This is a genomic window from Achromobacter sp. ACM05 (assembly GCF_019218915.1).
Taxonomy (GTDB): domain Bacteria; phylum Pseudomonadota; class Gammaproteobacteria; order Burkholderiales; family Burkholderiaceae_B; genus Achromobacter; species Achromobacter animicus.
Genome location: NZ_JAHUWQ010000003.1, coordinates 197,528 through 210,649, shown reverse-complemented (window position 1 = coordinate 210,649; position 13,122 = coordinate 197,528). Strand labels below are relative to the sequence as shown.

10 protein-coding genes are annotated in these 13,122 nt (G+C 66.4%); 8 read left to right on the top strand and 2 right to left on the bottom strand.

Annotated features, from left to right (window positions below; translation table 11 throughout):
• Window positions 1-10: 10 nt before the first annotated feature.
• Window positions 11-226, top strand: a complete 216-nt coding sequence (locus tag KW836_RS19310) for a hypothetical protein (RefSeq protein ID WP_218344454.1) — start codon at window positions 11-13, stop codon at window positions 224-226.
• Between the two features lie 142 nt (window positions 227-368).
• Window positions 369-1,442: an FUSC family protein gene (locus tag KW836_RS19305; protein ID WP_246282963.1), complete on the top strand. Its 1,074-nt coding sequence runs from the start codon at window positions 369-371 to the stop codon at window positions 1,440-1,442.
• Between the two features lie 78 nt (window positions 1,443-1,520).
• Here the strand turns inward: KW836_RS19305 and KW836_RS19300 are convergent, their stop codons facing one another.
• Window positions 1,521-2,690, bottom strand: coding sequence for a zinc-dependent alcohol dehydrogenase (locus tag KW836_RS19300; protein ID WP_218344453.1), 1,170 nt, complete (start codon window positions 2,688-2,690; stop codon window positions 1,521-1,523).
• 479 nt (window positions 2,691-3,169) lie between these two features.
• On the opposite strand from KW836_RS19300, the gene glf reads away from it, so the two are divergent.
• The 4 genes from glf to KW836_RS19280 are packed head-to-tail and all read left to right on the top strand — an operon-like array spanning window position 3,170 to window position 9,194.
• Complete coding sequence (gene glf / locus KW836_RS28165) at window positions 3,170-5,392, top strand: UDP-galactopyranose mutase (protein ID WP_218344452.1); 2,223 nt, start codon at window positions 3,170-3,172, stop codon at window positions 5,390-5,392.
• Between the two features lie 8 nt (window positions 5,393-5,400).
• On the top strand, window positions 5,401-6,546 hold the full coding sequence (locus KW836_RS19290; RefSeq protein WP_218344451.1) for a beta-glucosidase: 1,146 nt from the start codon (window positions 5,401-5,403) through the stop codon (window positions 6,544-6,546).
• A 3-nt stretch (window positions 6,547-6,549) separates the two neighbouring features.
• Window positions 6,550-8,346 (top strand): ABC transporter ATP-binding protein, encoded by a 1,797-nt coding sequence (locus KW836_RS19285; RefSeq protein WP_218344450.1) that lies wholly within the window; start codon window positions 6,550-6,552, stop codon window positions 8,344-8,346.
• A gap of 32 nt (window positions 8,347-8,378) precedes the next feature.
• Window positions 8,379-9,194, top strand: coding sequence for a DUF2243 domain-containing protein (locus KW836_RS19280; RefSeq protein WP_218344449.1), 816 nt, complete (start codon window positions 8,379-8,381; stop codon window positions 9,192-9,194).
• A 450-nt stretch (window positions 9,195-9,644) separates the two neighbouring features.
• On the opposite strand, the gene KW836_RS28160 is transcribed toward KW836_RS19280, so the two are convergent.
• Window positions 9,645-11,222 carry an SDR family oxidoreductase gene (locus KW836_RS28160; RefSeq protein ID WP_370633049.1) on the bottom strand — a complete coding sequence of 526 codons (1,578 nt, stop codon included), beginning with the start codon at window positions 11,220-11,222 and terminating at the stop codon, window positions 9,645-9,647.
• A gap of 11 nt (window positions 11,223-11,233) precedes the next feature.
• On the opposite strand from KW836_RS28160, the gene KW836_RS19270 reads away from it, so the two are divergent.
• Together KW836_RS19270 and KW836_RS19265 are read left to right on the top strand one after the other, a co-directional pair.
• Window positions 11,234-12,631, top strand: coding sequence for an SDR family oxidoreductase (locus KW836_RS19270; protein ID WP_370633048.1), 1,398 nt, complete (start codon window positions 11,234-11,236; stop codon window positions 12,629-12,631).
• The gene (locus tag KW836_RS19265) at window positions 12,619-13,083 is read left to right on the top strand and encodes a DUF2269 domain-containing protein (RefSeq protein ID WP_218344447.1); all 465 of its coding nucleotides are present in this window, start codon (window positions 12,619-12,621) and stop codon (window positions 13,081-13,083) included. Before KW836_RS19270 ends, KW836_RS19265 begins: the two co-directional genes overlap by 13 nt.
• Window positions 13,084-13,122 lie beyond the last annotated feature (39 nt).

Below are 13,122 nucleotides of genomic sequence, written 5' to 3'. Positions count from 1 at the left end.
GAGTCTTTCCATGACCGATTCGAAACCCGCTCCCCCGCCCAATCCGCCGCCCTCCCCGCATGTCGATCGCGCCGAGACCGGCTTCACCGGCCAGCCGACCGAGGACGGACCGCCGACGGGGGAGGTGAATAAGAACCCCGACTCCAATTCGGGATACCCCGCCGGCGGCTCGCAAGCGCCGGCCGGCAAGGATCCGTACGGACGTCCCAAGCAGTCCGATTCCTGAGCCTGCCCGCCGCATTCACCTTGCGCCTTCAGCGACCGCACGGGGCCTTCCGCGTGCGGTCGCTGCCATCTGGCGCCCGTATTTTCCGTGACCGCAGGCGATGCCGACGCCCCCCGCCATGCTGTAGATGAATCAGTTGCCGATGAGCCCCCTCTTTTCCCATTTATTGAAACGCGCTGCCGCCTACCGTGCCGCCATTGCCGAGGACAGCGTCCGCCTGCCGCTGCAAACCGTGGCGGCGGTACTGCTTGCCTTTGGCTGCATGACGTGGTGGCAGATGCCGGACGTCGCGTGGGGCGCCTTCTCCGCCCTTTTTGTGGTGCGCGCCACGGTCGAGGGCACGGTCGGCGAGGCCGCTGCCCGCATCCTGGGCGCACTGATCGGGGTGGCGCTGGGCATCACGATCGTCCCGTTGGCCCATGCCGCAGACATTCCGGCGCCATGGAGCATCGTGGCCGGCGTGGGGGCCGCCGCCTGCCTGTCGATACGCTGGCCGACGCTAAATTACAGCCTGGTCACGGCAACCATTCTGACCGTCACGCCGGACGCCGACATCGTCGCGGGCGCGGTGAACAAGACGCTCGCCATCGTCGTGGGCTCCATTGCCGGGATTCTGGCCGCTTTTGCGGTGCTGCCCCTGTCGGCCCGGTACAGCATGCGGTACAACCTCGCTGCCTCGCTGCAGCTCTACGGCGAACTGCTGGTTGAATGGGCCGCTGCCGTGAACGAAGGCCGTGCCCGGCCGCGGCCCCGCGACAAGCCCGCGCTGGAGCGCACGCACTGGCGCGCACGCGACATGGCAAGCCAGTCTCGATCAGTGCCCATTCGCATCCTGGGCGCGGACACGCAGGCCCATCGGCTGCAGGAACGGATCGAGGAACTGTGGCTGACCGTGCCGCTGATGGAACGCATCGGCGGCATGGAGCTGACCGACAACGTCTGCCGCCGTCTGGGCCCCGCGCTGCACGACGTCGCGATGGCGGCCCGGCAGCAGATCGACGGCTTGGCCCGCGTCATTCGTGACAAGGGCGCCGAAGCGCCCATGTGCAGCACCGGCGAGCCATTTGCCAAACTGGATGCCGCGGTTGAGGAAGCCGCGAGCGGCGGCGGCTTCACGGCCCGCGAACGCGTGGCCGTGGATCTCATTCGCTGGTCGTGGCAGGAGGTCACGCGGGAACTGGACGCCCTGTGCGACACCGTCCAGCCGGAATCCTGACAACCGCGAGGCCGGATGCAGGATTTCCGGCCTCGGTGGTCAAAGCCCAACGATTAAATCGGTCAACGCGTCAAGACTTCAAGGCGTCAGCACGACCTTGATGCAGCGGTCTTCCTTGTCACGGAACGTCTTGTACAAATCCGGCCCGGCCTCCAGCTTGGCGCGATGCGTGATGACGAACGACGGATCGATCCTGCCCTGCACGATGAGGTCCAGCAGCTCGTCCGTCCAGCGCCGCACGTGGGTCTGGCCCATGCGCCACGTCAGCCCCTTGTTCATCGACGCGCCAAACGGAATCTTGTCGATCATCCCGCCATACACGCCGGGCACCGACAGGATGCCCGCCGGCCGGCACACGTACATCATTTCGCGCAGCACGTGCGGCCGGTCGGTCTCGGCGCCCACGGCCTGCTTCATGCGGTCGTACATATGCTCCATCGTGCTGCTGGCGTGCGACTCCATGCCGACCGCGTCGATGCATTTCTCCGGCCCTTTGCCGTTGGTCAGTTCCTTCAACCGCTCCACGACATCCTCGTCCTGAAAGTTGATCGTGACTGCGCCAGCATCGCGCGCCATCTGCAGGCGTTCCGGCACGGATTCGATGCAGATCACCTGGCGCGCGCCCAGCAGGATCGCGCTCTTGATCGCCATCTGGCCGACGGGGCCACCGCCCCACACCGCGACCGTGTCGGTCGATTCGATGTCGCATTGCTTGGCGGCCTGCCAACCGGTGGGCAGAATGTCTCCCAGAAACAGCACCTGTTCATCCGACAGTTCGTCGGGCACCTGCACGTGCGTTGAATCCGCGAATGGCACGCGCACGTACTCCGCTTGCCCGCCGGCATAGCCGCCCGTCAGATGCGTGTAGCCGAACAGTCCCGCCGTCGTGTGGCCGAACATCTTGGCCGCCTGCGCCGCATTGCGGTTCGTGCGCTCGCAGACCGAGAAGTTGCCGCGCTTGCACTGGTCGCACTCCCCGCAGGTAATGGTGAACGGGATCACCACGCGGTCGCCGATCTTCAGGTTCTGCGCCTGTGCCCCGACTTCCACGACTTCGCCCATGAACTCATGGCCCATGACGTCGCCCGACTTCATGCCAGGCATAAAGCCATCAAACAGATGCAGATCGGATCCGCAAATGGCGCACGCGCTCACCTTGATGATCGCGTCGCGCGGGTGCTCGATGACGGGATCGGGAACGGTGTCGTAGCGGATGTCGTGTTTGCCGTGCCAGCAAAGTGCTTTCATCAGAATCTCCTTTGACGTGACCGCAACACGCGATCAGGCGTAGCGCAGCAAATGCCATGCCGCGAGGAATGATTCATCTGAAATGGTCGCAAAGACGCTGGGTCGAACGCAGAACTTGCAACGCAGGTCGAAAAATATCCACGACGCGTCAACACCTTGGGCCGCAATCGCCATTGATCCAGGCGATTTATCGCAGCCCCGCGTCCCGCGCGCGTTCGGCACGATGCTTGCGAAGCGCTTTCACACGCTTTCGGTGTGATACCCCGGCTCAAGCCGCCCCGCCATCACCGGACCCATCCCCATCTCCTGGAGTTTCCATGCGTACCGTCGATTCCTCAATTGGCGGCGCACCCCACGCCCGCCCTCCCACCGCACCGGAAGCACCTGCGGCGAACGGATGGCTGACGCGCGAGCGCCCTGCGATATTGTGCTTTTCCCATCTCCGTTGGAATTTCGTGCACCAGCGGCCCCAGCATCTGATGACGCGTTTCGCTCGGGCCCACGCCGTCTACTACGTTGAAGAACCCGTCTGGGAAGACGCCGCCCGCCACGGCTGGCTCGAGTCCAGCCGCGTCGATGGCGTCACCGTCATCACGCCGCACGTGGCGCGGGAAACGGCGGAGCAAGACCAGCGCTGCCTGCTTGCCGAGCTTGTCCGCGAGCACGGCCTTGCCACACCGGTCCTTTGGTACTACACGCCGATGAGCCTGCCGTTTACCGAAGATCTGGACGCCGGGCTCGTGGTGTACGACTGCATGGACGAACTGTCCGCGTTTCGCGGCGCGCCGCCTGAACTCGTCGCGCTGGAACGGCAACTGCTCTCGCGCGCCGACGTGGTCTTCACGGGCGGGCATAGCCTTTACGAATCCAAGCGACGGCTGCACCCGAATGTTCAGGCGTTCCCCAGCAGCGTGGACCGGCAGCATTTCGCGCGGGGCCGGACGTCGGCCAGCATCCCTGCCGACCTGCTCGCGATTCCATCTCCTCGCCTGGGCTTTTACGGCGTGCTGGACGAGCGCTTCGACACGGCACTGCTGGCGCAGGCGGCCGGCATGCGGCCGGAATGGCACTTCGTGCTGATAGGCCCGGTGGTCAAGATAGACCCGGCCACACTGCCGCAGGCGCCCAACATCCACTACCTCGGCTCGCGCACGTACGACCAGCTTCCCGATTATCTGGCGGGCTGGGACGTTGCCCTTATGCCGTTCGCGATGAACGAGTCCACGCGCTATATCAGCCCGACCAAGACGCCGGAATACCTGGCGGCGGGCAAGCCCGTCGTCTCCACGCCAATTGCGGACGTCGTGCGCGCGTACGGCGGCTGCCCCGTCGTGCACATCGCCGCGGACGCGCCGGCCTTCGTCAACGCAATAGCGCTTGCGCTGGACGCGGCGGCGGATCCGGACACGGTGTCCCAGCACGCCGACCGCGCATTGGACGGCATGTCGTGGGATCGAAGCTGGGAAGGCATCTGCGATGCGATGAATCGCGCCTGGACCAGCTCCCCGCGCGGGGCCCGTCAGGTGTCCGCGGCGCCAGCCGCGCTGCGCCTGCCGCAAAGTCTGACGCCCACGCACTATGACTGCCTGATCGTCGGGGCCGGCTATGCCGGCAGCGTGCTGGCCGAACGCCTGGCGCGCGGCAGCGGCAAACGCGTCATGGTGGTGGACCGGCGTCCGCACATCGCGGGCAATGCTTACGACTTCTATAACGAGGCCGGACTGCTCGTGCACCGTTACGGCCCCCACATCTTCCACACCAACTCGGACAAGGTGCTGCAATACCTGTCCCGGTTTACGGAATGGCGGCCCTATGAACACCGGGTCCTCGCCCGCACCGACGGCATGCTGGTGCCCATGCCGATAAACCTCACGACGCTCGAACGGCTGAACGGACGGTGCTTCACCGCCGCCGAGGCCGAACAATTTCTGCAGACGATGGCCGAGCCGGTTTCCGTCGTGTCCAGCGCCGAGGACTTCGTCGTCTCGCAGGTCGGCCGCAACCTGTACGAAAAGTTCTTCCGCGGCTACACCCGCAAGCAATGGGGCCTGGACCCCTCGCAACTGGACCGCTCCGTCGCGGCGCGCGTACCCACGCGGCTCTCGCGCGACGACCGCTACTTCACTGACCGCCATCAATGCATGCCGCTCAAAGGCTACACGCACATGTTCGAGCGCATGCTGGACCATCCCAACATATCCCTTGCGCTCGGGATGGACTTCGAGGAAGCCAAGACGGCGTTCAGCTATGACGAGCTGATCTATACCGGCCCCATCGACGAATACTTCGGCTATTGCTTCGGCCCGCTGCCGTACCGGTCCCTCAAGTTCCGGCACGAAACGCTGGATGAGGAATGGCACCAGCCCGTCGGCGTCGTCAACTACCCGGCCGAAGACGTCCCTTACACCCGCATCACGGAATACAAGCACCTGACCGGCCAGCGCCACGCCAAGACCGCGGTGACCTACGAGTATCCCAGCGCGCAGGGGGACCCGTACTACCCCGTCCCGCGCCCCGAAAACGCTGCGCTGTTCCGGCGGTACCAGGCGCTGGCGGATGCGTGCGAAGGCGTGCATTTCGTCGGCCGCCTGGCGACTTATCGCTACTACAACATGGACCAGGTCGTGGCGCAGGCCCTGTCCACGTACGAGGAGATGGCAAACCGGCAGGCAGAACCGCGCGGTGCGGTCGTGGCCGAATGAATCGGGGCATGGCGTTTCAGAGCTTCCTGCAGGCGGGATTCGAATGCTCCTGTCACCGCTTCCCCGATGGCCGGCAGCTTGACCTGATCGAGTCCACGGGCCATGCGAAGTGGGCGGCCCAGGACTACGCCGCCATCGCCGCGCTGGGCATGCGGACGGCAAGAGACGGGGTGCGCTGGCACCTCGTCTGCCCCGCCGCCAACGTATACGACTGGTCTTCGCTGCTGCCGCTGCTACGTGCCGCCCGCGACAGCAACGTCGAAGTGATCTGGGACCTGTGCCACTACGGCTGGCCGGCGTGGCTGGATATCTGGTCGCCCTCCTTTCCCGAGGCGTTCGCCCGATATGCCGCCGCAACGGCGCGCCTGATTGCCGGAGAAACCGATATGCCAACCTGGTATTGCCCGATGAACGAAATTTCGTACTGGAGCTGGGCGGGCGGCGACATGGCGCACTTCGGACCATGCACGCTCGGCCGCGGCCTGGAACTCAAGCGGCAGCTCGCCCGCGCCGCCATCCAGGCCAGCGACGCGATCCAGGAAGCCGACCCGGACGCGCGCCTGGTCTGCGCCGAGCCGCTGATTGCCATCCAGCCCGCGCAACCCGGCGACGCACTGGAAGCCGCGGCGGCCAGCGAGGCCCAGTTCGAAGCGCTCGACATGCTGTGCGGACGCGGGCACGCGGACCTGGGCGGCGACGAGCGCTACGTCGACGTCATCGGGTTGAACTACTACCCCCACAACCAATGGCTCCACCGCGGCGCGCCCCTGCCGTGGGACGACGCGCGCTACACGTCCCTGGCCCACCTTCTGCAAGGTTGCGCGCACCGCTACGGCAAACCCCTGTTCATTGCGGAAACCGGGGCCGAAGGTCTCGCCCGCCCCCGCTGGATGCGCTACGTCGCCGACCAGGTCGCGCTGGCGCAGGCGCGCGGCGTCGACGTCGCGGGCATCTGCCTGTATCCGGTGACGGACTACCCCGGCTGGGAAGACGACCGCCACTGCCCGACCGGCCTCCTCAGTGCGCCCGCGTCCGACGGCCGGCGCAGCGTGTACGCCCCGCTCGAAATCGAACTGCGCGCGCAGGCGGCACGCGCGGGGCGCGGTCCCGCCGGCCTGCTCCCCGCGCCCGCACGCAGCGCCGACGGAGATTGAGCCATGCCCGACCTGCCCGCCCTCCCCACCCATCCCACGGCCTTTCTCTGGCGGTACGTCCGCCAGCGGCCCTGGGCGTTCGGCTTGCTGGGGTTGATCGTCGTCCTGGCCGGGGTGTGCTCGGTGACGGTTCAGTACGCCATGAAGCTCATCGTCGACGCCATGGCCCTGGGCGCAGACGCATCCGTGCAGGTGTGGTGGGCGCTCGGCCTGTTCCTCGCCGTCATCGCCATTGAAGCCGCACTATGGCGCTGCGGCGGATGGCTGGGTTGCCGCAACATCGTGGCCGCCTGCGCGGCGCTGCGGGTCGAGGTCTTCGAGCACCTGAGCCACCATTCCACCCGCTACTTCCGCCAGCACCACTCCGGCGCCCTCGCCAACCGCATCTCGTCCACCGCAAGCGCCGCCGGCGCCATCTACGGCGCCATGGTCTGGAGCATCGTGCCGCCCTGCGTCGACTTCCTGGGCGCCGTCGTCGTGCTCAGCATGGTCGACTGGCGCATGGCCGCCGCCCTGCTCGGCTTCGTCCTCGTGCTGGCCGCCATCATCATCTCCTTCGGCGCGCGCGGGCGCAGCCTGCACCAGCAGTACGGCGAGCAGGCCGCCCACGTCGGCGGAGAAATCGTCGACGCCATCTCCAACATCTGGGCCGTGCAGGCCTTCTCCGCCCAGGCGCGCGAACGTGCACGTCTAGAAAAGGCGCTCGGCGAAGAAGCCCGCGCCCAACGCCGAAGCTGGATGTACGTCGAAAAGGCACGCGTCATTCATGACGCCTGCCTGTGGCTCGTGGCCGGCGGCATGCTGCTCTGGGTGCTGCGCGCCTGGGAACAGGGCCAAGCCAGCCCCGGCGACGTCGTCGTCGTCAGCGCGCTCACCTTCCGCATCCTGCATGGCTCGCGCGACTTCGCGCTCGCGCTCGTCGGCACCGCGCAGCAGTTCGGCGTCATCGCCGAGATGCTGCGCCTGGTCGGACGGCCACACTCCGTGCCCGATGTACAGAACGCCCAAACGCTGCGCGATCCCGCCGGCGCCATCGCCTTCGAAGGCGTCCAATACACCTACCCCGACGGCTGCCATGCGCTGCGCGGCATCACCCTATCCATCCGCCCCGGCATGAAAGTAGGCCTGGTCGGCGCCTCCGGCGCCGGCAAGTCGACCCTGCTCTCGCTATTGCAGCGCGCCGACGAACCACAACAGGGCCGCATCCTGATCGGCGGCCAGGACATCCGCGAGGTCACGCTAGCAAGCCTGAAAGACGCCATCTCCGTCGTGCCACAAGACGTCAGCCTCTTTCGCCGGACCATCATGGAAAACATCCGCTACGGCCGGCCCGACGCCACCGAAGAAGACGTCATCACCGCCGCGCGGCAGGCCCATTGCGACACCTTCATCCAGCGCCTGCCCGACGGCTATGCCACCATCGTCGGCGAACGCGGCGCCCTGCTGTCCGGCGGCGAACGGCAACGCATCGGCATCGCCCGCGCGTTTCTGAAAGACGCGCCCATCCTGCTGCTCGACGAAGCCACCTCCGCGCTGGACAGCTACTCCGAACAGCTCATCAAGGACGCCCTGGCCGAACTCATGCGCAGCCGCACTGTCGTCGCCGTCGCGCACCGGCTGTCATCCCTGACCCGCTACGACCGCATCGTCGTCGTAGACGCCGGCCGCATCGTCGAAGACGGCTCCCTGGACGAACTCCTGGCCGCCCGCGGCCCGCTGCGCGCACTCTGGGACCTGCAAGCCGGCCACGACCGCCGCAGCGTCCAGGACGGCATCCACCCGGTGCCCGCCACCGCCTGACCGAACCTTCACCCACTAATCCAGGAGCACCAATGGAACTCGTCCGCCCTCCGGAAGATCCGACCGTCCCCCGCCGCCTGCGCCGCGCCAGCTTCCTGCTGGGCTTCGCCATGGGCGGCTTCTTCGACGGCATCCTGCTGCACCAGATCCTGCAATGGCATCACCTGCTCTCCAACATACAGGTTGGCCCGCTCGGCAGCCTGAGCGCCCAGGTCGCCGCCGACGGCATCTTCCACGCCATCATGTACGTCATCGCAGCCGCGGGCTTGATCGAGCTATATCGCGCCCGCTCCGCCGCCACGACCGGCCCCGCGCTCCGTCCACGATGGGGCCACTTCTGGATCGGCTTCGGCGTCTGGCACATCATCGACGCCCTGCTCTCGCACTGGATCACGGGAATCCATCGCATCAAGATGGACGCGGAGGATCCGCTGGTGTGGGACTTGGCCTGGTTTGTCGTATTTGGCTTGGTGCCCCTGGCGTACGGCTGGCGCACGCGCAATCATCGCCGTCCACCGCCCACAGGACGCACGGGCAAGACGTTTGCCAGCTTGTTGGTTGCAGGCGTACTGGCCGGCGGCCTTATGAACCTTTTTCCCTTGCGCGCGGACGCCGACACCACCGTCATCGCGCTGCGGCCCGGCGCATCGCCCGGGGCGATGTTTCAGGCGCTGGCGGATACCGATGCGCGGGTCGTATGGTCGGATTCGCAGGGATCGGTGTGGGTGATGACCGCGATCCCGATGGCAGAGAAGCTGCGGTTATTTGCGGCCGGCGCAATGTACGTCAGCGGCTCGGTGGCACCGGCCGGTTGTTCGGCGTGGCTGAAGGCAGGCATCACGAGTTGACGTGCGCTTTCCTGCGCCGCCGTCAGACACCCAGCAAAACGATCTGCGGTTCGGAGAACAGCGCACGCCGCAAGCGCGAAGCGTCATCCCCAAACGCAAGACACCGCGTAAGTCCCACCAGGCCGCCCGCGCGGCCGTCGTGTGACGGGCCCCGCAAACCGCTCCATACCCAAATGACGCAGCCAGGAACCTAAAGAACGCCACCCACCCCAGCGCCCGTCAAGCTCAAGCCACCGGAGCCCGGCGTGGCGTCGGCCTGGGGCGCGCGGGGCGTGTAGATGCGCCCGAGGGAATCGGAAGGCAGTCGCCGCAGGCGACAACGACGATGACGAAGGGGAAGTCCGGAGCGAAGGCTCCGGACCGCAATCGTAGCCCCGCGCGCCCCAGGCCGACGACGCGCCGGGCGTCAAAAGAACCCTGCCCGCCACCAAACCCCACCAGCCAACCACCTCACCGCCGCGACCGCAGCAACCAGCAAGCCGCCCCACCAATCACGACGGCAGCGGCAACGAGCGAAGTACTAGGCTGATTAACCGCCATCTTGGTGTACATACTCCGACGGCCAACCTGCTGCTCGGCGGAATGCGACCCGCCGCCTTCATACAGCGAGTCAGATCCCCCGTCAGCCACCGCGCCACCGCGCTGCTGCCGAAACAGCCATCCAGCCATACGGTCCACCAGCCCCGGCATATTCTGACCCAGCGTAGAAATAGCCCGCGACGCGCTCCCCACGTACAAATCCCGCGTCGGATGCTCCGCCGCGTGCAGAATCGCATCAGCCACCGCCTCCGGCGCGTAAACCGGCGCTGGGAGACTAGGCTGAACGTCCATATAGTTGCGCGCGTGCGAAGTAAACCCTGTAGCAATCGAAGCCGGCTTGATCAGCGTCACCGACACCGGCGCCCCTTCTTCACGAAGCTCCATCCGCAACGCATCCGTAAACCCCTTCACCGCATGCTTAGCCGCCGAATACGCCCCCTGCAGCGGCACAGCCCGATCCGACACCTCGCTGCCCACATTGATCAACGCACCGCCACTTGCCTTCATGTGCCGCACCGCCACCATAGACCCGTATACCACGCCCCAGTAATCCGTATCGAACAGCTTGCGCTGGTCCTCAACCGGCACCGACTCCAGCGTTCCAAAGATCGAAACGCCCGCGTTGTTCACCCACGTATCAACCCGCCCATAACTATCAATCGCGCGTTCCAGAATACGATCGTGATCGTCCTGCACACCCACGTCCGCAACCACGCTGATCGCCGATCCGCCGCCGCGCACGATATCGTTCAGCACGCTGTTCAGCCCGTTTTCCTGGCGTCCCACCAGCACCACCTTCGCCCCGCGTTCAGCCGCCATCTTCGCTGTCGCCGCGCCGATGCCGCTGCTCGCGCCCGTAATCACCATCACCTGCTCACGTAGCGGTTTCAGTTTCAATTTCATTGAGTGCTCCCGGTTGCCAACGCGAAAACCGCGCTGCGGATCGGGCCAGCAATCCCCATTCCTGAAGCGTGCCCCAAACGCCACCCCGTCCGCGTCCGCTCCCTCCGCGCCACGCCGCTCCCGCGCCCGCCACGCCAGCGATCCCAACGCCATCCCGAGTCCGAACGCCCCGTAGACCAACACCAGCGCCAACGTGCTCAACCGATGTTCGAATCCCGGGGTCAGGCGCTGCGGCGTCGCGCGATAGTCAACCAGGCACGCGATCGCCGCCGCCGTCAGCCCCGCCGCCACTGCCGGCCCCGTACGATAAGTCGCCGGCATCCCCTGCGTGCCCCGCGCATGCAGCACCCCCCAGAACACCGCCGCCGAATGGTGAATCGCATAGCCGGTTGCCGTATGCCGCCACGTCGGCGCATCGGCGTGCAGCGCCGGTCGTCCCCATATCCAGTGGCTGGTCGAATTGGTGGGCGCCGTCCAACTGTCGGCCTCCTTGCGGCCCGCAACCGCCAACACCAGCGTCGACAGCACACTGGCGGCGGATCCACTGATTGCGCCCTCGCGCAACGCCGTGAGCCATGGGTTCATGAGCATTCCTTGTGATAGTCGACGGGCACGGAGCTTGCGGCGCCCGACATCGCAACGGCGGCGCGGCATTCCCGCAACCGCCAGGGAGAATCGGCTTGAGAATCTTGTTGACGGGGGCAAGCGGTTTTATCGGCGGCAGTCTTGCGCGCGCCTTGCTGGCCGAGGGACACACCCTTGTGTGCCCCGTGCGCCGCATGCCAACCGGCAACGCCATGCCCGACGCAACTTTCGTACCCATGGAGTTCGGCAACGCCCAGTCCGAGGACGACTGGATGCCGCTGCTTAAAGACGTCAACGCCGTCATCAACACCGCCGGCATCTTTCGCGAGCGACAGGCCGGGGACTTTGCCGCCGTGCATGTGCGCGCGCCACAGGCTCTGTTCCGCGCCGCCCAGCGGCAGAACGTCCGATGCGTGATCCAGTTCTCGGCACTGGGTTCCGATGAAAACGCCGCCAGTGACTTTCACCTCAGCAAGCGTGCAGCCGACGACGCCCTGCGCCTGACCAACCTGCCCGCTGCGATCATCCAGCCGTCCCTGGTTTACGGACCCGGCGGCGCCAGCGCCTCGCTCTTTAACCGGCTTGCCGTACTGCCTGCGGTGCCGCTGCCCGGCGGCGGGCCGCAGGCCGTGCAACCCGTGCATCTGGACGACGTCATCGACGGCGTGCTCGCTCTGTTGCGCTCGCCGCCACAAGCGCCCGTCACCATTGCGTTCTGCGGGCCTGCGCCCATCACCGTGCGCGATTACCTTGCCGCGCTGCGCCGCGCATTGGGCGTTGACTCGCGTCAACGCGTCATCGCCATCCCCTTGCGCCTGGCCACGGGCCTCGCCACCGCTGCGGCGATGCTGCCCGGCAGCCTGATCGACCCCACGGCCTTGTCGATGCTCGAACGCGGCAACACCGCCGACCCCGCCCCTTTCTCCGCGTTGCTCAACCGTCCCCCGCGCGCGCCCGGCCGCTTCATCACGCCGCCCACCCGCGACGGCCTGCGCGCAAGCGCGCTACTGGACATCACGCTGCCGCTCTTGCGGTTCAGCATCGCACTGGTGTGGCTGTGGACCGCCGCCGTCTCCTTCGGTCTGTATCCGGTCGCCGCCAGTCTCGACCTGCTGCATCGAACCGGCGTGCCCGCAGTCCTTGCGCCCATGGCGCTCTACGGCGCGGCAACGCTCGACCTGAGCTTCGGCGTATTGACCCTGCTATTACGCGGCCGCGCCCGGCAATGGTTGTGGGTTGCACAGGCCGTGCTTATCGCGGGCTACACCGCGATCATCACCATTCGGCTGCCCGAGTTCTGGATGCACCCATTCGGACCGTTGTCGAAAAATTTACCGATGCTGGCAGCGTTGGTGCTCCTGTATTTGCATGAACCCGTCACGCCCAGGAAACGCGAATGGAATACCTGATCTTCAAGCTGATCCACGTGCTCTCGTCGACGCTGCTTTTCGGCACCGGCATCGGCTCCGCGTTCTACCTGCTGTGCGTCGTGCTGCGCAGGGACGTCCACGTAATCGCCGTCGTAGGACGCCTGGTGGTCGTGGCCGACTGGCTCTTCACCGCGACAACCGCCGTGCTGCAGCCGCTCACCGGCCTGTATCTGGTTCACCTCATGCAGATGCCGCTATCCACGCCGTGGATCGCGTGGTCGCTGGGGCTGTATGCCGTCGCCATCGCGTGCTGGTTGCCCGTGGTGCGTTTGCAGATGCTGATGCGTGATGCCGCGGCGGCGGCGGACCATGCAGGAACTCCGTTGCCCGCAGCGTTCTGGCGCTGGTTTGGCTGGTGGGTCGCGCTGGGCGCAATCGCCTTCGTGGCATTTCTGGCGATCTTTTATCTGATGATCTTCAAGCAAGCGTGATCGTGAAAGAACCAGGCCGTCAGGAACATTTGTTGCGGC